The organism is Pseudoalteromonas sp. SG43-5 (assembly GCF_014164345.1).
Lineage (GTDB): Bacteria > Pseudomonadota > Gammaproteobacteria > Enterobacterales > Alteromonadaceae > Pseudoalteromonas > Pseudoalteromonas distincta.
Genome location: NZ_JACJFA010000005.1, coordinates 240,688 through 262,780 on the forward strand (window position 1 = coordinate 240,688; position 22,093 = coordinate 262,780).

Sequence of the window (22,093 nt, forward strand, 5' to 3'; positions counted from 1 at the left end):
TAATCATACTTGTACTTGGCGCCATACTTTTTAAATATTAAAACGACAAAAAGCAGCGAAGTTCGCTGCTTTTAATTTACTCAAATATTTTATAATACGCCGCGACGCTCTTGGTCACGTTCGATTGATTCAAATAATGCTTGGAAGTTACCTTCACCAAAGCCACCATCATCAACGCGTTGGATCATTTCTATAAAGATTGGACCAAATAAGTTTTTAGAGAAAATTTGTAATAAATAACAATTTTCACTTTGGCTATCTACGAGTATCTGATGCTCACGAATTTTTTCTTTATCTTCAGCAACCCAAGGTACACGGTCAAAAATAGTATCGTAGTACTCTGGGATAATATCTAAAGTGGCAATTGTTGATTTATCAAGCTTATCAAGAGAGCTTACTAAGTCATCTGTTAAAAACGCTAAATGTTGAACGCCTGGGCCGTTGTACTCACCAAGGTATTCATCAATTTGGTTGTTATCGTTACCTTTACCTTCGTTTATTGGAATAGAGAAGGTGCCGCATGGCGATTTAAGTGCATACGAAATAAGCGCTGTTTTTTGACCTTTAATGTCAAAGTAGCGTACTTCAGTAAAACCAAATACGTCTTTATAAAAGTTAGCCCATTTTTCCATGGTGCCTTTATAAACGTTATTGGTTAAATGATCGATTCGGATAAAGCCTTTATCTTCTACAACATTTTGCGTTTCTAAGTCTTCAAAATCACTTTCGTAAATAGTGCCTTTGTCGCCAAATTGTTCAATAAAGTAAATTAGGCTGTCGCCAATACCATAGATCGCAGGGTAAGGCATATTTTTATGCGTTGAGTCGGTCGCTGGTTTTGCACCACGTTCTACAGCTGTTTCAAATGCTTTTTGCGCATTCTCAACACGCCAACCCATTGAACAAATAGCAGGGCCATGGCTTTTAGCAAATTCTGCAGAAAAACCTTCACGCTCGTTATTCAGTAAAAAGTGAATATCGTTTTGGTTGTAATAAACAATGTCTTTACCTTTGAATTTTTTAAGCTTAGAGAAGCCAAAATCAGTAAATACTTTATCCATATAATCAGCATCAGGTGTTGCGTACTCGGTAAACTCAATACCGACTAAACCCAAATAGTTATTTACTTCACTCATTATTATTACTCCCGCAATTAAGCACTGCGATTATGTGTTGTTGTCATATTGCAGTAGATAATCAACCAGATTTTTAATTTGGGGAAGAGGGGGGCGCTATTTAGTATGTAGTACATGTGTAAATTTTATAGGACGGTTATTATAAAGTTACGTGTTTGTAATACAGTTAAGTAAGATGAAGTTATATGGTATAAATTCAAGTGGGAGCATTTGTTTTTAAGTCATTGTATTTAAATACTAAAAAGGAGGTTTAACCTGCGCTAAACCTCCTCTTACAATTAATAAGTAAAAGCCTTTTTGTATGTAATTGTTTACACTTTAAGAGCCGTTACCAAAGAACTTGTTCCGTTGTTCTATCCACATGTTAGTTTTAATTGCTGGAGCTGCTTGGTAATGGCGCTCAATGGTTTGATTTAGCACTCGCGTCGGTTGCTCAAAAGACAGCTTTTGTTGTGCGCCGCCCATACTTTTAATTTCATCTCTGGTCATAGCACGTCCTGCATAAAGCAGCGAATTTAAGTACCCTGGTACTGTTTCATAATTGTTATCTGTAAAAAGCAACACAGATTGATTGAGTGCCCAGCGACTATCGATTTCGCCATCCTCTTTTACGCCTGCAAGTTCTCCATCTATATAGACTTCAAACACCCCGTTGGTTGGTGCTGTATAAAATACAAAAGCTATACGATGCCAAGAGTCAGGTTGTGTATTGCCAAAATAGCCGCTATCGCTAGTTGCTTGTCCATAGCCGCCGCTTGGGTCAATAAACATATCGGCATCATCATTAAGATAATCAGTTGTATTGGCTTGCATAATTGCACGGTAAATATCTTTACCTTCTGCGGGCCAGTATAAATCCATAACCAAGGTGTAGTCAGACACCATTCCTTCATTTGCAAAGTCACCATTTGCTGGTGTGTTTAAATCAATAAGTAAGCCTTCTGTTGGAGCGTGGCGAGAAAACGCCATAACACCTGAAGGACCATCACTTAAATCATCAATATTTAATTGAGTAGTGGTGCTATATTGTGTCTCTGCAGTGCCCCAGTTTGTTTCATCTGGATCAAAGTAGCTAAGTACCGAAGGTCCAAAATCAGCTGCTAACGGGTTGTTAGTATCGTCAAAGTTCCATACGGTTACATTTGCTAAGTTGTTGCATGAATAAAGTTCGGTGTCAGTGTCAAGGTGTAGGCACTGACTTGTTCTAGCACGCGCATATTTATCAAGTAGCCACCAAGCTTCAGCTATCGGTTCTACGTTTGAGAATGTAACACTATTAAAAAATAAATCAGGATTCAAAGCTGCTCCTTTAAATAGTGCAACTTCGTAATTATTAGTGGGTTGTATATCCTCAGGTTTAAGTAAAAACCAATCTGGTTGACTTGCAAACATCGTTGTTAAGTCGCTTCCCGATACAGTTACTTTATAAATAGAGTTAAACCCTGGCGTATTTGATGGCTGTCTTTCTACGTAAAAAGCTTTATGGAAGTCTTCTTGAGTAAGTGTGCCGGGTGTCCAGCGCTTTTGTACTAGTTCAGGATTAAGTAATGCTGCGCTAATTGTGCTTGAATGTTTTGCGGCTAAGGCGGTTATTTCGGCTAGCTGCGCATCAGTTGGATAGTTTTCAGAAATAGCGATTTCAGTTTCTGCATCGGGAGCATAACGCCCCATTATCTCATCAATAGCTAGTTTTGTTGCCTCATCGCGTTCATCAATTGTATCGGTTTCAATCGTTTTGTAATCAACAACTGGGGATGATTTATCAGCTAAATTAAAATTAAGCGTTAAGTCCGTAATACCTTTAGCGTAAAAGTCCGGTTGTAAAACAATAGCGCCGTTATCAAGGGTTGTGTAGCTTTCCCCACCGTGTGTATGGCCGCCAAGTACTAAGTCGATACCGGGTACGTTTGTTGCCATATCAGTATCTTGGCCTACACCTAAATGGCTCAACATAATCATGTAATCTACATCATCACTGTATTGGTTTACGATGCTTTGTGCGATTTGTTGCCATTGCCAGCTCATTTTAAACTGTTTAATAAAATCAGGGATCGGATCATCTTGAATAGGTTCATCTAGCTCATTCCATGGCACTGAGGTCATGCCAAACACACCAAGTGTAATACATCCTACTTGAACTTTTGCAAATCCTACGCCTTCAAAATCTTGTAGTTGCTCTGCTTCATAACGAGTATTACTAGCAAGTACGATTGCATTCTCGTCTTGGGAATAACTTAGTAATTTTTCAGGGCCCCAAGCATAATCATGATTTCCAACGACTCGTAGGTCAAACTGCATTGCTTTAATAGCTTCTTCTGTCGCGGTACCTTGTGATAATTGCTCAGCAACGGTGCCTTTTTCATAGTCGTCACCACCGTTTGTAAATAAGGTGTGCGGAGTTTGGCTTGCTACTTGGTTGTAGTAGGCTTTGATCCGGCTGAAATATTGCTCTTCATAGCCAAAGCGAGCATGTAAATCTGCAACGTGAACAAACCTTACCGATTGCTCTGTTGCATTAGCGTCGCAAGTTGGGCCGATATTTGCGAAAGCTTCATTGCGCTGCATTTGTATTGCATATGTGCCCAGTGTTGTTACTTGAGCGCTAACAAATCCATCTAAAACTATTGAATTTGTAACAGTATCCCAATTAGCGCCTGATAGTTTTGCGATAAACAGTTGTCCGCCTAATGCATAGTCATCAGGGATTTTTATTGTGATGGTAATAGGTTTTTCAAGAGTAAGCGTGGAGGGCGTAAGCGCATGTAAATCAGAAATTATATTTTGTTGTATATTCGTCTCATCTAATAATGTTTTCTCGTAGGTAAGCTCTACATCACTAGAAATAGCGCTGGAAGGTGCATTAAATATAAAATTGCCTTCGTCTAATGTAGCGTCTAAACCATTAGCGCTTGATAGTGTTAATTTGCTAGGTTCAGGCTCAACAGGATCGTTTGGATTAACCGTCACTTCATCACCGCTACCACAGGCAGTTAGAATAAAGCTAAGAAATATAAATATAATAACACGTGATATCGTTAACGATTGCATCTACGGATGTCCCTGAGTCTATTCAATAACCAATCAGGATATAATATCAGTTAACGGGGGCAGGGCAAAGTTGAATAAAAAATTCCCCCATAGAAGCTATGGAGGAATTGTCTTAGGTTATATTGCTACATTTGAAAAAAACAATAATTAAGAGACTTTCTCTTCTAAACCTTGTTTTTCCCATACTTTAGCTTTAAAAGTCATTAGTACTAAAACAACACCAACACCAATGCTAAATAATGCAATTTGTAAGTATAAGTTAGGAATTTCATCAACATTATTCGGATCGAAATTACCAGCAAGTAAACCTGCGATGATGTTACCGATTGAGTAAGTTAATACAAATACACCCATCATTTGGCCAGTGTAACGTTTAGGCGATAACTTACTTACAGCACTTAATGCTACAGGGCTTAAACAAAGCTCACCCACTGTATGTAAAAAGTACGTAGTAACAAGCCAGTAAGGCGCAACTTTTAAGCCTTCAGCTGCGTAATGAGCCGCCATAAACATAACTAAAAAGCCTGATGCCATGATAATTAAGCCAATTGCACATTTAACGCTGTAGCTAGGTGATACTAAGCTTTTAGATAAGTTAATCCAAAGCGCTGCAAAAAATGGCGATAAAGCAATAATAAACAGTGAGTTTAATGATTGAAACCACGTTGTAGGGATTTCAAAAGTACCAATAAGACGGTCAGTATAGTCGCGAGCAAATAAGTTTAATGATGAACCAGCTTGTTCAAAGCCAGACCAAAAACATGCAGATGCAATACATACTAAAAATAGTGCCCACATTCTTTGTTTTTCTGCATCTGTTAAATTACCTGTAAAGTAAATAACTCCAAAATAAACAAAAAAGATAATAGTAAATACAATGGCTGTGTAACCTGCAACTACAGTTGGATTAATAACAATAGCGCCGGTCATTGCAGCCGTAGTAACTGCAGCAGCTGCAATTACAAATGCAGCAATACCGCCCCATGCACGTGAAGTACCTTTAGAGCCTAATGGATTAGCCGGTAAAGCACTGTGCTTTGGTAAGTTATTAAGTGTGAGTTTGTACTGTACTAAACCAATGGCCATACCTACAGCTGCCGCACCAAATGCCCAGTGCCAGCCTACGTTCTCCATAAAGTAACCACATACGTAGTAACCTATTAAAGAACCCATGTTAATACCCATGTAATAAATAGCGTAACCGCCATCACGACGCTCATCAGCATCGCTATATAATTGGCCTACCATTGCACTGATATTTGGTTTTAGTAAACCAGTACCTGTTGCTACAAATATTAAGCCAACGAAGAAAGAATAATCATGTGGAATAGCCAAAATAATATGGCCAATCATAATAATTATGCCGCCATACCAAACTGCTTTTTGACCACCAAACAATCTATCAGCTAGCCACCCACCCGGTAAGCCTAAAAAGTATACTGCGCCTGTGTACAAACCATAGATTGCAGCAGCTGATGCAACAGTAAAGGCAAGGCCTTCTTCTTGTAAGCTTGCTGTCATGAATAATACGAGCATAGCTCGCATACCGTAATAACTCATTCGTTCCCACATTTCAGTGAAGAACAATGTCGAAAGTCCTTTAGGGTGGCCAAACCAACCACTATCTGGAGCTGAACTCATATTTACTTCCTAACTTTAAGAATTGTTGTAATGGCCTTATAATTTTTTGCTTTAGCTATCTTAGTATTTAGTCATACTAAAATGCTCGACCATCAGTTTATTATTTGTAGCTAAGATAATGATTTGCTATATGGTAGTAACACCAGAAGGTAAGAGACACACCCTTATCCTAGTTACAATTGGGCACAAGTATACATATACCTTAGTGCTAGGGGAAGTATTGCGCGGTGTATCACCTTATGCCAAGTTAGAACTCAGCATAAGGAACAATAGGGGTACCTGGGAACTCAAGCGTTCCATAAACAGGGTTAAAATAGTAACGTATGTAAAGTTGACCAAAGTTTGGTTCGTAAAAGTCAGAGCGATCGATGGCTAAGTAGCCACCAAAGAACCAATTCGGCGTTATTCTATACTCAAAACTACCTTCAAGATTATATGAAACACCAGAACTTGTTTCACCTTCAAATACAGGGTCAACACCTGTTATTGATTCTCTATCATACGCAGCTATTTGCAAATCGCTATCGTTAGGGAAGAAATCAATAGATTGAGTTTTTGTTTGCGAGTACGAAACACCGGTTTTTAATCGATAAACAAAATCATCGCCCCAACGCGCGTCATAAGTGAGTGGCACGGATAGACCTACATAGTTTTGCGGACTGTAATAACCGCCGTGGCCCCAGGTTTCTTCACTTAAATTAAATTTATAGGCCCAATGCAATAAACTTGCACCCACTGTAAATTCGCGGTCTTGATTGCTTATCACACGATAATAGGTGCCGCCCATCAAGCGGTAGCGTTGGTTATCTTTTACGTTTTGACCTTTGTACAATGTAAAGTCAGCACTAGACCAAAATCCCCAATTGCCGCCTAAATCATGAGAAACATTAGCGGTTAAACCAGTTGAGCGAACCCCCCCCCAAATTTTACCAGTATTAACGTCTTCAAGGCCTGCATAGGCGAGTACTGAGCTGGTTACTGGTCGTTTTTCTAACTCAAGGCTATAGCCAAAGTCACCAAAGTCGTCCGAATAGTTAACACCCCATACAATGTCTTCGATTAAAAAGCCCAGTGGTGTTGTGCCAATATCTACGCGCCAGTTTTCGTTCTGCCAACCAATGCCAATATCAACGCCATCTTGCTCAGGACTTACCTCGTCAATACCACAGGTAAATATACACAAAGCGCCTTGACCGTATCGACTGCCAGCAAATTGCTCGTCAAATCGTGTTGTTTGCGCGCTAATACTTGTAGGATCTATTTTTACAAAGCCTTGCCCCTGCCAAAGCGGAAAGTACGCTTCAATAGGGACTAAACCAGCGCCCAATGTGGCCTCACTTTCAGTACTTACTTGTCCGCTAAAATTTACACCAACGGCAATGTAGGCTTGGTTTTTGTTTTGTTGGCTGAGTAGTTCTCGTTTGGCACCGTTTATATACCACTCGTCGTTTTCGTTGATGCGCGAAAGGGATGTGTAGAGTTCTTTCTCATTCAGTTGACGATTAGGTGAAAGCGTTTGTGCGTACCACGTTTGTGCTTGCTCTGTTTCATTAAAATTAGAGGCAACTTGCGCGCCTAAATAACGAAGCTCTAAATCATTAGGTGCTTTTTGAATAAGCTGTTCAGCTAAGTAAAGGGCATCACCTGCGTAGTTAAAATCGTTTAACGACTCCATAATTTGACGCTGAAAATAACTTTCTTGCGTTGTACTTTGTTCAATCGCGAGTTGTGTGACTTCTTTCGATTGGAAATCATCACCAAGCGCTCTGTAGGCTTTGGATATTGCCATTAAAGCTTGAGGTTCAATTAGCTGATTATTTTTTACTTTTTGTTCGTATAAAATAATCGCAGATTGGTTTTGTTCAAGTGCTAAGTTTGCATTTATTAGCGCAGTTGTTGTAGCTGATGAACTTGGGTATTTTTGATCAAGCTGATTTAGCTTCGCAATAAGATCACTGCCACTAAAATACTCAGAATAATAGGCATTTTGTAATTGCACAAACTGATCTATTTCACCCTCAGAGGCATTTTCAGGAAGCCGATATTGATTAAACCAATCCGTAGTCTGAGTTTTATTACCCTGTGCTAAAAGCCATTCTCCATACAGCATATGCCAATAGGCTGATAATGAGGGGTCTTCAGCTAATGCGTCACGCATGAGTATTAAAGCGTGGTTTTGTTCTTCTATGCTAAACCAGCTTCGTGCTAGCTCAGCTTTCATTGGTGGCGTTAAATTTTGCGCTTCTAACGCACTTAAGTGATAAATAGCAGCCGCTTTATTTTGAGAATTAATAAAACGTTCGCTTTGTGCTAAAGACTCATTAAGTTGTAACTGTTGTTCAAGAGATACAATGTCAGCATCGCGAGATTTAAATGGAATATACTGAAGCGTAGCAAGCGCACCTTGGTAATCGTCTAAAGCACGCAAAAACAGTGCATGGCTATACCTAAGCTGTGAATTTAGCGGAAATTGCCACAATACATTATTAAACAATGAGCGGGCTTTGTCGGTGAGTCCTTTTTGTTGATATATAAACGCTAAGTCGTAATATAACCAAGGCTCTTCTGGTGTTGCTTGAATAGCCTCTTTTAATATTTTTTCAGCCTCTTCTAATTCACCAGCTTCAGTTAGCTTTGTTGCCTTAGTTCTATACACGCTACTTAATGAGCTTAAATATGACGCTCTTAATATTTCTTTTTGTGAAAATGAAAGTCGATTAAAAAAAGAGGTGAGCGTTTTTTCACTTTGTCCAAGCTTTGCAATTTCGAGTAAGCCAAATAGGGCGCCTTCGTTTAACGGCTCGCTTTTAAGCACCACTTGGTAGGTAAGCGCAGCTTGTGAATATAGCCCTTGGGCAAATTGTAAGGTGCCACGATTTGCCAGTACGGTATTAGGTTCTTCTTCTAATGCGGCGGCTAAATCGAGTTTTAATTTGGCAACTCTAAATTCACTGCTGTCTATAGCGTCTCTTGCTTGGCGAATATACAGCCAAAACTTAGCTGTTTTAGCCATGCTTTTAAGGGTATTTCGCTCTGCAAAGTCGGCAGTGTATTTTTGTGCACGTGTAAAATAGTTATAGGCTTTACCATGCTCCCCTAATTGTAGGTAAAGTATGCCTAAGCTGTTCATTATTTCGCCGTCAGTAGGGCGGCCTTTTAATGCTTTTAATAGAAGAGGTTCTGCTGCATTTAATCTTTCTTGTTCGAGTAGCTTATTGCCTTTTAACCAAAGCTGATAAGCCGGGTCGGCTAATAATTTTTGGCGTGCTTTTAATTGCTTTTTAAAGTCTTGATACTGTAACTCTCCCTTATTACTAAACGGGTAAAGTATAAAGTATTGCTGAAATTGCTTGTCAGTATTACTGTTTATTGGCATATTTTTTAATGCAGAGAGCCAAATACCTTCAACTTCATCACTAAAACCCGATGTCGATCCATACTTACTTAAAATACGCATTGCTGCTTTATCGCGTGGGTTACGTCTTAGCAAATGTCTGGCATAAGCAACTTCTATAGTGCCTAGGTTGTCATAGCGTTTTAATAATTGCTTGTAACCATTTTTAACCCCTTGCCATTGAGCGCTGTCTTGTGCATACCAGCCTAAATGCTCAAGCTCAAAGTTTAAAGTAGGATAAACATCATTAAATATTTTATTGTAAATTTGACGTGCTTGTTCATATCTGCCGGCACGAGCAAGCAGCTTTGCTTCTTGAATTACTGCCTTGTCTTTACCTTGAATACGAGACATAACCTTGAGTTTTTTTACGCAAGGTGTTTGTTGTGTTAGTTGGTTATCAAGCTTATTTAATAACAAGTTTGCCTGGTCTGTATTGCCATTCGTAAAGTCGTAATGTGCAAGCGCACATTGCGTTTCTATTCGCGTAGGGGCAATTGCAACCAATTTTTGCAGGCTATCTTCAACAAGTCTTTTGTTTTGTTGTGCTTCACCAATACTAATTTGGTTTAATAACCAATCAACCGATTGTGTATCAATATCATTTATTGTTGCGGCATTTAAATTAGTGCTTAGTGCCAATGTACAAGCTAAGGCCAACCTTAACGACATTCAGTGCTCCAAGTAGGTTGTAGCGTTCCATCAGCCGTTATTTTAAAGCGCTTGTTTACAGCACTTTCACCAAATAAATGCAATACACTGTCGTAATAACGTGTTTGCGTAAAAGACTTATCAATCATTAGCTTTTGCTGAATGGCCATTACTAGCTCATCATTACCTTGCTCTGCTAACAAAGGCAACAGGGCAGCGTTAAAGCCCAAAGGTCCTCTTTTTTCAGATTTACCTGATTGAGCGTACGTATTTAAAGGAACATAGCCGCGCTCTTCAATAGTATCCACAAATGGTGCAAACTGAGCAAGAAGCTCTTGTTTGTAGGGTGCATCTTTTGCCATCATACTTGCCCAAAGGTAAACACGAATTGCATTATAACTACCTAAATCTGTATTTTTTCTGTTGTAGTAAAAACCACGGTTTGAATCAAACATAACCCAATCAGGGCTAACGCCTTGCTGTGCGGTATCTAAAATTAGCTTAGCTGATCCTTCGTGCAGTTGGTGCCACGGTGAATGTGGATAAAGCTTTTTAAATTGCTGGTAAATAAATAACGGCGAGTAGCTAGGATTTAGCTTATAGCGCTCATTGTCAAACTCAAAACCGGCAGGTGCGGGGAGTAAAGACAGGCCAAGGCCCGTTATGTAGGCGGTTTCTTCTCTGATTATACGTTGAGCAAGCACTGCGGCTAAAATACTATAGCGGCGTTCATCCCATAAAATTGCCGCTTGCGATAAACTGTAGGCAATCCATAGGTCTGAATCTGACGCAGGGTTTGAATCTAAAATACCCCCTACGCGGTTTTTATCTAGTCCCCATTTCCATGCTGGTAAACGCGTACTTAAATCGCCCTCTGATAAATGCTCTTGGGTCCAATTTAAAACAGAATCAAAAGCGGCTTTATCGTTGGCAATAAGCGCAAAAAATAGTGCATATGATTGGCCTTCAGAGGTTGTGATACTTTGATCACTGCCCAAGTCAATGACGCGGCCGTCTTGGCTTATAAAATGATTTTTAAACACTTGCCACGACTGCCAAGGTTCGCACTGTTCAACTTGTGCGTTGGCATTAAAAGCAAATAGTGCCATCACAGTAAAAAACATATTAACAAGTGATTTCATTATTCGTCTCCTTCAGCTAAACGCTTGTAAGTTAGTGCTTGTAATAATCGCCATAAGATAAATGAGATCAGCAATAGCGTTAAAATAGACAGTAATGCCAAAATAAATGGATGATCAGATAAGTGAAACCACACTAATGTATGGACTGGGATATGGCCTACAAAGTATTGCTCATCTACTTGAATGGTTTTAATACCCTGTGAGTTGATAATGGCTGCACTACCTTTTACTTGAGCTAATTTTTCTGAGTTCATTAGAACATCGTCAAGTATAGTAAATGCATTTTGCGTCGTAGCACTCAACGAGACGATAGAGCGGTCTGAGTCAAACGGTGATTGAAACCCTGTTATAACAGCCATATCGCCACTACTTTTAATACTAACCTCTACTTTATCGGTCGTTTGTTCGTCGTATGCACCATTATAAATTGCTTGTTTAATTGCGCGCTGATTATTGTTAAGCAAAACATTTGTTTGTGCATCTTCATCTAAGTCATTAGCAATACTGTTAGGTTTAGCAATAACGAGTATGTCTTTATCATCTAAATCAGCGTCCTCATTTAAATGAGCAACACTCATTCTGTGGGTTGGGTAGCCGGTGATTGCGCCAAAGTGCCCCGTTAAGTTAAATAAAACGGTTAAAGCATTAGGTGTTGGGTTTTCATCAATAAGTACAAGTGTTTTTTGTAAATCAGCATATTTGGTAAAAGGAAAGCCACTATTAGCAAATACGTTCAGATCTGGTAATGCGATGTAGTGATCAAATTCACTTACGTCAATGCTTGAATCGCCATCAATAACACCAAACTCACCGCCAGGAGGTGCAACAGCACATTCGCCTTTTTTGAGTACGCCAAACCTAAAGTCAAAGTTAAGTTCATTTCTGTTAGCTAAATTAATGCCATTGACAGAAAAGCCTTCTGTACTTTGTGTGGTGTCAGTATTGGCAACTAGTGGCAACAACGCTTGTGTTGTTTGTAATAAATCGTTGTTTTCATCTAGTAAAAAACCACTTATAAATTCTTGGTTTATTAGCATATTTAAACGAGAGTCGATGGCTTCTGATTCTGGCGTGCTACGGTACTGAAGAGTAATAGGTATTCCTCTTTCACGCCACGTGAATAGATCAGGTGCAAAGCGAATGTTTAGTTTTACTGGACCATTATTAAGACCTTGCGCCTGTAGTTGCGTAGGGTAGTCAATAAGCTCGTCAAAATGCACTGGACGATCGCTTCTAAGCCAGCGTGGTGCATCATACGCTTTTCGAAGTGGCAACTGATTTATGGCTTCAATACTTGCGCTTCTTCCAGTCATTACTTTGTGGCCAAATGCAAGGCCAGTCACCGCTGTTTTTAAATCAGCTTCATCACGGCCCAATATCAGTAACATTTTATAATAACGATTAAATGGGTTTGAAATGATTTCAATCGTTGGTTTTTCAACATCTGGGTAATCTTTCAAAAAATCAGGTTTTGAATCATTAGTAATAAAAACCACACTGTGTTGATCAGGCGATTTATTTAACGTTACGGGAAAATTAAATCCACGCCAATCAGCTTGGGCTCCAAACCAACTCGATAGCGTTGCTGCTGCCTCAATAGCTTGGGTATTGGGTGTTTTAGCAAATACAAATGGGAGGTTAAGCTTGTTGTAATCCTTTTCATCAAAAAACGGCTCTGGGAGGTATTCTAAACGGCTATCGATAGCAAGCTGCTTTTGGTCGAGCGTTATGTTGCTTGATTTATTTATTTCTGTCCAAATAGTACGGCTGAAGTAGTCTTGACATCTAAGGTCGTAATAACCAACCAATTCAAAGCGGACTTGGTTGTAATCTTGAATGTATTTAGCGTTAAGATCGAGGCTATGCTGCACTGTGTTCTTTACAATACTAAGTTGTTCGTTAATAGGTAAAACAGTGACTAAATTATCATTAAAGTATACTTTTAAGTGCGAAACATTCGCGATTAATGAAGGCGAGTTAGTATACGAAAAGTTAAGCTTTAAATTGGTGCTCAATTTATCTATTCGGTTTGTAAAGTCAACGCGGGAGTTATTATTTACCCCGTTGAGCCTAAAACCTGTAAAGCCTAACGCTTCAAAATCTAAGCGTAAACTCGACACCTGAGCGCTCTCAGGGTATCCATTAATGAACATTGATTTATTTTGTAATGGCTCAATTGCATGCGCAAAATAAGCGCAACAAATAAGCGACAATGTTAGGGATATATTAAGCAACTTTTTAATCATAATTATTATGCACTATTGGTCTTTTTGGAGTAAATGAGTTTACGTATACAACTAAATTAGTCATAAACTGAATGATAGGTTGAAGCACTCTTGGTGCGTGGAAGAGCAAGTTACTAAACCCTCTGAGGCTTGTTTTTTGCACTTCTTTAAAACTGTAAGATGGGCGGTCATGTCTAAAGTTATTTTGCCAGTCAAGCCACGCATCAGCTCGTGAAAATGTACATTGTATAAACGCGCGCTGTTTTTCAAGAGATAAATCTTTAATGGTTAAGCCAATTTGATTACCCCGAGTATTACAAACATGGGTAGTAAACGAAAATTGCTTATTACCGCGGCTCATTAATAATTCTATTTTATCGTTTACACGACAAGCATGTGCATGGTCGGTTTCTATTCCTACGCCGTTATCGGAGTAATCTGTAATTTTTACTTTTAATGTGTGGCCATTTGCTAAACGAACTCCCGCTGGGAAGTTTGCTTTAATACGGTGTGAATGCCTCACTTGGCGTGCTTCTGCTGCCACGGCAACCGCAGCACCCAAAATGATAATATTATAAAGCGCCCACCCCATACTAATCAGCAGTACACCAACTTGCGTAGGGTCGCCAAAAAACAGGCGTAAAATACCAATTAACATACCTACTAAATTAATGGCGAGTAAAACCAAATATGGCTTAGAAATACCCCAGTCATAATGCTCTTTATCGTTTAAGCCACCTTTTTCGGTAACGTTAAATTTACCTTTGTTTGGATTAAACAAAGCAACTGTTGTTGGCTTTAATATGTACCAAGCAAGCACAGATTCGTAAACTTCGCCCCAAAACGAATAGCGATACTTACCTTGTATTCGTGAGTTAGTTGCTTTTATCTGAATAAGTGTAGGTACAACGTAGATAAAAATAGCTAAAAATGGCGCGTAAATAATGTATGCATTAAAGTATATAAGTGCCAGGGGCGCGGTTAAAAATACAATGCGCGGAATACCTGATAGAAAATGCAGCATAGCATTTAAGTAACAAAGTCGCTGAGGTATGTTCAAGCCTTTGCCTAACAGCGGGTTATCGAGCCTAAATATTTGCGCCATGCCCCGTGCCCAACGAATTCGCTGGCCAATATGAGCCGATAAACTGTCAGTGGCAAGGCCAGCAGCTTGAGGAATATTTATATAGGCAGTTTTATAACCTGCGCGTTGCATTCGCAGTGCAGTATGAGCATCCTCGGTGACGGTTTCAAAAGCAAAGCCACCTATTTCATCAAGCGCTTCTCTTTTGAGTACCGCACACGAACCACAAAAGAACGTAGCATCCCACATATCGTTTCCGTCTTGAATAAGCCCGTAAAACAACATGTTTTCATTTGGAATTTGACTGTGGTTATTTAAGTTTCTCTCAAATGGATCTGCTGAGAAAAAATGATGTGGTGTTTGTACTAAACACACTTTACTGTCTTTTAAAAACTGTCCCATAGTCATTTGCAAAAATGAACGAGCAGGTACGTGGTCGCAATCAAAAATGGCAATATAATCACCATCTGTGTAGCGCATAGCACTATTCATGTTACCGGCTTTTGCATGGTTATTATCTGGTCTTGTTAAATAACCTGCACCAACTTGTTTAGCAAATTCAGCAAACTCAGGGCGTTTACCATCATCTAAAATATAGACTTTTAGTTTATCTGCTGGCCAATCTATGCTTAAAGCGGCAAGGGTAGTCGGCCTTACAACACTTAAAGGCTCGTTGTAAGTAGGAATGTAAATATCTACCGTTGGCCATAAGTCAGTATTTTTTGGCAACATGACAGGTTTTCTTTCAAGTGGGTTAATAGTTTGAAAAAAACCTAAAATAAGTACCATCCATGCGTATGTTTCTGCTAGTAACAAGCCTGTACCTAATGTAAGTGCTAAAGGGTCATCCCAGTTAAGTGTTTCAGTGTATCGCCACCACAAATATCGAGAAGATGTAGTGACAGATAAGGTGATCATTACAATCGTGGCCATATGGCCTTTTACGCGTTTGAGCGCGTAAGCAACCAGTAAAATAAAGCTAATAAACACCGCTTGCGCTTCAAGGCTAAAGGGAATAGTAACAAATATGGCAAGCAAGAATAATATCAGTGCAACAACGATGTATTTAATAAGTTTGTTCTGCCAAATACGAGCGTCGGCCATTGTTTTAAAAGCACTTTTTTTAGGCTTGTTGTTTTTGGAAAAAAGGCGCCTTATTAATCGGCCTAATTTAAGGTCGTACCAACGAAGTTGCCTTAGGCTGTAACTGACTCCATCATAAAAATAATTTACAGCATGCTTTTTTATAGACACTGATTTTCTTTTGGGTTTATGAACAGCAAAAAGCAAAAATATGCTCTGAATAACAAAGCGTATAATATTGGAATAGATATAAGTTCTGTATGGCAATCTTAAATGTGGATAATAGTTATATAACGCTAACTCAAAGTTTTCTTTGTTCTTTTTAATATTCACAAATAATGAACCGAACAAAGTTATGAAGGGCATTAAAAAGGCTTCAATTACATTTACTTTGTGCTGATTAAAGTAACTATGAAATTTAAATAAAATGTAACGCACAAGCTTATCAGTGAATAATATACTCAATAGAATATACAATGTACTGTGTATGGGCCTTTTGTAAAAAAGAGTAAAGCTCATCGTCAGTTCGCCGCCTTGCTTACAAGCCAACCGGCCAGTGTTTCAAAGTCATCGTTCGCTACACTGTATGGTGCGCAATTAAGGGCTACATTACGATTAGCTGTGGCCTCTTTAATAACTTCATCACTGTTGATAAAAAACGGCGCCATAAATGGCAATGTAGATTGCCAAAGAGAAAATAGATCAAATTCTAACACTGAGGCTGCGTTGTAACGATTAACGACAAAAAAGTGTTTCCAGCTTGACTCTACTGACTTGAGGGTTTGTAGGCGCTTGTATATGAGGCTATGACAAATTGCATCGCAAGTGACTAGCTCAATAACAATATCGTTTTCTTCTAACGGGTAGTGAGAAATATTAATGTGTGAAGGGCAGTCGAATAATATCCAAGCAGATTCTTTATAGTCCAGTTTTTTGCAATTGTTAATTGTGGCTATAATTTCATCTAGCGTTGCTTCGTTATCGCCATGGGGTAAAAAAAGAACGCCATCGCTGTCTTTACGAAAATGCAATAACGCATCGTCAAAAGTACTCTCGTTGCTCCAACCTTTTGTGGCTGTCCACTTAAGGCCAAAGTGCAAACCAAGGTCACTTTTAGCATCTAGGTCTATTGCAACCGCATCAACATCAGATTTTTTCAAAACGCACGCTAAGTTTGCAACAACTGATGTGCTACCTATGCCGCCTTTGATACCTTTAATAAAAATCCTTTGCAATGGAGTTTACCTTTTTTATTTTTTTTCTTTAGATGTTTTTATTGCGTCATCAATTTCTTTCAATAGCGCATACTTGTTAATTGTTTTTTGATTTTTTTGTGTATTCATAATTTCTATATAGTCGTCACTTTTTCCACCAAAACGGCGAGCTAGGTTTTCTATGTCACTTGATGTGAGTGTTTGTGAGCTTTTTGTAGCTAAATTGTTCATCACAACCTTTGTAAGCGTAATATTTATTTTTTATTAAAAGTGGACAATATTTGGCTATTATATATAGAATAGCGGGTAAAACTAGTAAAAAAGTATTTTTTTGAGGACTTTTTAAGTGCATAACTTTAACATAACGGGTTTAGAGCCGGCTGCAAAAGAGTTAAAATCGGCTTCAAGTTATGCTGTTTTAGCGCCTTTAGACAATTTTGTAGTTGAATTTGCTTTACATGCAATTAACCAAAATTGCGCAAACGATATTTACATTGTTTCTCAAGACGTTGAATCTTTTTTTGAGTCGTCATTTTCTGCAGCAATTAATACTGCGTACAAACGTAGTAAAGTTCATCCATTTTCTCTCTCATCTGAGACACAGCATTACTCAATAGAGCGAATAAACAAAGGTATAATTAAAGAGATAGGCACGTATAAAAAATTAAAAAATGCGCTAGTGTTTATTCACTTCAATACAGAGCTACTTAGTGCAGCAACCGAAGCTAGCACAAAAGCAATAATGAACGATTACAGTGAGTTTGCAAAAAAAACAGGGGTTACCTTATTATTTTTGTTATCTGGTCCAGAAGTAACACACTATCGATTTTTAATAAGGCAGCTTAATAAATCTTTTGATGGATTAATTTTTGTAGATAATGATTCCGCTACCCGCGTTTTAGAGTACGATTATTGGCATCACACTACGGGTGTATTTGCTGATATGCAGTTTCAACTTTCGCTTGAAGATAATCAGTTTTTGGTACAAGAGGGAACTGTAAACGATCTAAAAGTATTCAATGGCTCGCATTTTCCAGATGAGGACGATGTTTGGTTAGTGCAAAGCGCGGTACCAATCGGTACAAAATTGCCTACGCATTATTATACCGCAAAAGACAATAATGAGCTGTTTGACAAAGGCCCCAAATTAAAAGCGGCAACATTGGTGTTTGCTGTTACGCGTTACACAGATTTAGTACTGCTTGGTAAACAGTGCTTTGAACTCAGAAAAAGCTGCGGTCGTTGGTTGAAATTGGTAGTACAAAATGTTGATGGCGTTATTCGCCATCAAGATGAATGTTTATTTTTAACTTTAGGCGTTAACCTTATTTTGTATAGCTTTTCTGAACCTTCGCGATTATTATCTCAAATTCAATCTATTCAAGGGTTTCAATTTTCTAGACCGTTACCGCCATCTGTCGAGCACGTTCTGAAATATACTGAAAATACGTTTTCTAAAGGCTATTTACCTTTTGATGAATTTACGCGCCAAGTAGAGGTTCATAGTGACTCGGCTGTTAATCTGGGTGTTAGCGGCGTGTTGGTTAAGCTTGAGTTACTACCCCGCATAGAGCCCATTCACCCTTTACACTTGTTTCATATTAAGCGTGAAGGGGATGTATTTAGCCTTGCAAATAACACCGTGTATTTGTACTTGCATGCGTGTAGAGAGAACGACGTAAATAATGCAATTAAGCATTTATTCAAGCTACAAACGAGTGACTTTTTTGTGCAGCAAAATGTTATTTCAGATCATTTTCATATACAGCAAGAATGTAAGCAATTAAGGCGGCTTTATAGCGGTAAACATGTTACTGATTATTCTAAACAGTTAACAGAGAATGATAGCTATAAGTTTGAACCCGGTGTGTCAAAAGGGATTACTGAGTCGTTAGACACACCTGAGTTTACAAATGATGCGCGCCCCGATGCTGTGTCATTTGTAATGAGATTAAAGGCTTAACCAATGAGTATTAATCAGCTTTTTATTACCGTTATTTTGGCAATTATAGTCGGTATTGTGCTTTGTATGTCGGCAACTCAAATATTGGCCAGAGTAAAAACATATTATTACAAGCTTACTTTTAAACACGAAGTACTTGAACCTTATACACCGAATAAAAAAAAGAAGGATGAGCAGTGAAATTATCAGGTTTAGGAGCGTGGAATCTTTATTTCTTAGCTAAATTTGCCTTGTTTTATTACGGCGCAATTGATTTTAATGTATTAACCAATGCTGCCCTTGCAGCACTTTTAGCAATCAAATTTAATAAATCGACTTTTGAAAAGTTAAAACATGTACTTGGTGGTATTTTTGCGATTATCATACTTTACCAAGACTCTTGGTTGCCGCCAATAAATAGGCTGACAAAGCAAGCTGGTAATGTTCAAGATTTCAGCTTTGGTTATTTTTTTGAACTTTTAGCACGTGTAATCAGTGTAGATATGCTATTGGCATTATTCGTTATTACCGTGTGTTTTTGGTATACATCTCAGTGGTTACGTTTTACAACAATTACAATTGTTGGGCTGCTTTTGATTGGATGGCAAGGAGAGGGTGAACAACCAGGCACAGTAGTAAATGCCAAATCTACAAATACAACAATTAGAAATGAGCCTACTAATCAAGCACAAGTCATTACTCGCGAAAGCCAAACGCCTGATCAAAAATTGTCAGACTTTTATCAACAACAAAGCCATTTAATTAGCCATTTTCCTTCGCAAGTTAATGGCGAACTGTTCGATGTCATCGTTTTAAATATTTGTTCAATGGCGATTGATGATTTGGACGCTATTGGCGTTAGTGTTGAAGACATGTTTAATGATTTTGATGTGGTGTTTTCAGATTTTAACTCAGCAACATCATACAGTGGGCCTGCAGCTATAAGGCTTTTACGCGCAAGTTGTGGGCAAACAAGCCAAACGGCTTTATTTAGTGATGCACCAGAGCAATGTTATCTATTTAAAAACTTAGAAAAATTAGGGTATCAAAGCAGCGTTGTGATGAACCACGATGGCCACTTCGATGACTTTAAAGGTTTGGTTAATCGCTTTGGTGGCCTAAACGATAAACCACTTAATATTGATTCGCTTCCAGTAGCGCAATACGGTTTTGACGACAGTCCTATTTATTCTGACGGTGCAGTGCTAGATAGTTGGCTTAAAAATGAAGCGCAAGATTGTGAGCCGTGTGCAATGTATTACAACACAACAAGCCTTCACGATGGTAACCAGCTGGCCAATAAAAAACGCATGAACAGCCTTGAAAGTTACCCAATCAGGCACGCTAATTTATTATCTGATATTAATCGTTTTATTCAAAACCTTGAAAAGCGCGGCCGTAATGTCATGTTAATGGTAGTACCCGAACATGGTGCAGCATTAAAAGGTGACAAGGTACAGTTTGCTGGCCTTCGTGAAATACCAAGCCCTACTATTGTATCTGTACCAGCTGCTATAAAATTTATTGGCCCAGACGTTAAAAGTTATTCGCAAATTATGATTAACGAATCGACTAGTTACTTTGCCTTATCTGAAATTGTTGCAAAAACACTTGAGACAAATGTTTTTGGGGGTAATAACAGCATTGCCAATTTAGTTGAAAACTTGCCAAAAGCACCAAAAGTTGCTGAAAATGCCGGCACAATCATGATGTATGTTAATAAACGACCTTACATACAACTTGATGGCGAAGAATGGTCTGCTTACCCTCAAGGTTAAAAGTAATTTAGCTACGCAGCAGGCTAGCTCTGCTGTGTAGCGTGTTTATGTTGTTATTCTTATGTGTTAATTAAAACGCAGACTTGTCCAAAAATGTTTACAATAAGCTACCTTATCAAAGCGACTTAGCGTATTATTCGGCTAATTTAGTTTTTCCTGCTTTGAGGATGTATGCGTCTAGATATTCACTGTGCTGATAGGATCGGTATAGCCCAAGAAATCCTTAATATTTTAGTTAACTACAGTGTTGATTTAAAAGGTATTGAGGTCGATTCTGTCAATTGCCGTATGTATGTGAGCTTTCCAGAAATAGAGTTTGAGCAGTTTCAAAAAATCATGCCTTCTATCCGTCTGATTGATGGTGTGCATGATGTACGCACTACCGCATTTCTCCCTTCTGAGCGAGAGCATAACGAATTAAATACCTTGTTACGTGCATTACCTGATGGTGTTATTTCTATTGATGCTAAGGGCTGGGTACGTTTATGCAACGATGCTGCCTGTAAAGACCTGCAGTTAAGTGAAAAAGAAGTTATTGGTGCTAACATAAATAACCTACTAAAAGGCTTTAACTTTACGCGTTGGTTAGAGGGCAAGGAAGTGTTAGGCCAAACGACTCGGGTTGAAGTAGCTGGCGAAGACTTTATTGCAGATATTTTACCAATTGCCGTGCCACAAGGCAGTGAAGGCGATGTTTTAGCGGGTGCGGTTATTAACATTAAATCGCAAAGCCGCTTAGGGCAGCAGGTCAGTGCATTTAGACGCTACGGGCAAGAAAGCTTTGCGACTATTCATAACTTTAGTACGGCAATGCGCCGAGTTGTGCGCGAAGCACGCAAAATGGCGCAACTAGAAGCCCCTATTTTGATTACTGGTGAAACTGGCACAGGTAAAGAGTTATTAGCTAGAGCGTGCCATTACGCATCTAATCGCTCTGTTAAGCCTTTTATTGCGCTATCGTGTGCTTCACTTCCTGATGATGTTGCTGAGTCTGAATTATTTGGTTATGCCGGGTACGAAGAAAACGCAGCGCCAAAGCGTGGTGTATTAGAGCAAGCTGATGGTGGAACTGTATTTTTAGATGAAGTTGGCGAAATGTCGACTCAACTACAAACTAAGTTACTGCGTTTTTTACAAGATGGTACGTTTAGAAAAGTAGGCGATGAGAACGAAGTTAAAGTAAATGTACGTATTGTTGCCGCTACTCAAAAAGACTTACCTGCAATGGTACAAGAAGGGGTTTTTAGAGAAGACTTATATTACCGTATAAACGTGCTTACTTTAGAAATAGCGCCACTAAGAGATAGAAAAGCAGATGTAGGACCACTTGCAGAGCATTTTATTCAAAAATATGCGCAACAAAATGGTCATGCAATTCCTGTTTTATCACAAGAGTGTTTAAGCTTCTTACAAGAGTATCCCTGGCCTGGAAATGTACGTCAGCTGGAAAATGCAATTTACCGTGCAGTGTCGTTACTAGATGATAGCGAGCTTCGCGTAGAGCATTTGCAGTTACCAACTTTTACTCATGATTTAGGGTATTTAGAGTCTGATTTTGAAGGCTCACTAGATCAAGCTGTTAAACGTTTTGAAGCGACTTTACTTCGCAAACTCTACCCTGCTTACCCAAGCTCACGTCAGTTAGCTAAGCGATTGGGCCTAAGTCACACCGCTGTAGCTAATAAGTTACGTGATTACGGGATTAATCGAAAAACAGTAAAAGTGTAATTGACTTAAAGAAATTAAAATATGGGG

General features: G+C 38.8%; 13 protein-coding genes. 4 read left to right on the top strand and 9 right to left on the bottom strand.

Annotated elements, in window-relative coordinates; genetic code table 11:
• Positions 1-89: 89 nt before the first annotated feature.
• The 9 genes from hppD to bcsR form a co-directional block, all read right to left on the bottom strand.
• Positions 90-1,136 carry a 4-hydroxyphenylpyruvate dioxygenase gene (gene hppD, locus H5161_RS07900; protein WP_002958202.1) on the bottom strand — a complete coding sequence of 349 codons (1,047 nt, stop codon included), beginning with the start codon at positions 1,134-1,136 and terminating at the stop codon, positions 90-92.
• A gap of 318 nt (positions 1,137-1,454) precedes the next feature.
• Positions 1,455-4,184 (bottom strand): metallophosphoesterase, encoded by a 2,730-nt coding sequence (locus H5161_RS07905; protein WP_182769050.1) that lies wholly within the window; start codon positions 4,182-4,184, stop codon positions 1,455-1,457.
• A gap of 147 nt (positions 4,185-4,331) precedes the next feature.
• Complete coding sequence (locus tag H5161_RS07910; protein ID WP_024598453.1) at positions 4,332-5,825, bottom strand: peptide MFS transporter; 1,494 nt, start codon at positions 5,823-5,825, stop codon at positions 4,332-4,334.
• 247 nt (positions 5,826-6,072) lie between these two features.
• Positions 6,073-9,891, bottom strand: coding sequence for a cellulose synthase subunit BcsC-related outer membrane protein (locus H5161_RS07915; RefSeq protein ID WP_182769051.1), 3,819 nt, complete (start codon positions 9,889-9,891; stop codon positions 6,073-6,075).
• The gene (gene bcsZ / locus H5161_RS07920; RefSeq protein ID WP_182712578.1) at positions 9,882-11,012 is read right to left on the bottom strand and encodes a cellulose synthase complex periplasmic endoglucanase BcsZ; all 1,131 of its coding nucleotides are present in this window, start codon (positions 11,010-11,012) and stop codon (positions 9,882-9,884) included. Before bcsZ ends, H5161_RS07915 begins: the two co-directional genes overlap by 10 nt.
• Entirely contained in the window at positions 11,012-13,258 is a 2,247-nt protein-coding gene (gene bcsB / locus H5161_RS07925; RefSeq protein WP_182748648.1) for a cellulose biosynthesis cyclic di-GMP-binding regulatory protein BcsB, read from the bottom strand. The genes bcsZ and bcsB overlap by 1 nt, the downstream gene beginning before the upstream one ends.
• Positions 13,251-15,923, bottom strand: a complete 2,673-nt coding sequence (gene bcsA / locus H5161_RS07930) for a UDP-forming cellulose synthase catalytic subunit (protein WP_182769052.1) — start codon at positions 15,921-15,923, stop codon at positions 13,251-13,253. The genes bcsB and bcsA overlap by 8 nt, the downstream gene beginning before the upstream one ends.
• A gap of 2 nt (positions 15,924-15,925) precedes the next feature.
• Entirely contained in the window at positions 15,926-16,639 is a 714-nt protein-coding gene (gene bcsQ / locus H5161_RS07935; protein ID WP_182769053.1) for a cellulose biosynthesis protein BcsQ, read from the bottom strand.
• 15 nt (positions 16,640-16,654) lie between these two features.
• Positions 16,655-16,849, bottom strand: a complete 195-nt coding sequence (bcsR, locus tag H5161_RS07940; protein WP_182769054.1) for a BcsR/BcsP family cellulose biosynthesis protein — start codon at positions 16,847-16,849, stop codon at positions 16,655-16,657.
• 115 nt (positions 16,850-16,964) lie between these two features.
• Between bcsR and bcsE the strand changes: the two genes are divergently transcribed.
• The 4 genes from bcsE to tyrR all read left to right on the top strand — a co-directional run bounded on the left by bcsE (position 16,965) and on the right by tyrR (position 22,066).
• Entirely contained in the window at positions 16,965-18,581 is a 1,617-nt protein-coding gene (gene bcsE, locus H5161_RS07945) for a cellulose biosynthesis protein BcsE (protein ID WP_182769055.1), read from the top strand.
• Positions 18,582-18,584: 3 nt separating this feature from the next.
• Entirely contained in the window at positions 18,585-18,761 is a 177-nt protein-coding gene (locus tag H5161_RS07950) for a hypothetical protein (RefSeq protein ID WP_006791404.1), read from the top strand.
• Positions 18,758-20,338, top strand: coding sequence for a cellulose biosynthesis protein BcsG (bcsG, locus tag H5161_RS07955; RefSeq protein ID WP_182769056.1), 1,581 nt, complete (start codon positions 18,758-18,760; stop codon positions 20,336-20,338). Before H5161_RS07950 ends, bcsG begins: the two co-directional genes overlap by 4 nt.
• 171 nt (positions 20,339-20,509) lie before the next feature.
• The gene (gene tyrR, locus H5161_RS07960) at positions 20,510-22,066 is read left to right on the top strand and encodes a transcriptional regulator TyrR (RefSeq protein WP_182720533.1); all 1,557 of its coding nucleotides are present in this window, start codon (positions 20,510-20,512) and stop codon (positions 22,064-22,066) included.
• Positions 22,067-22,093 lie beyond the last annotated feature (27 nt).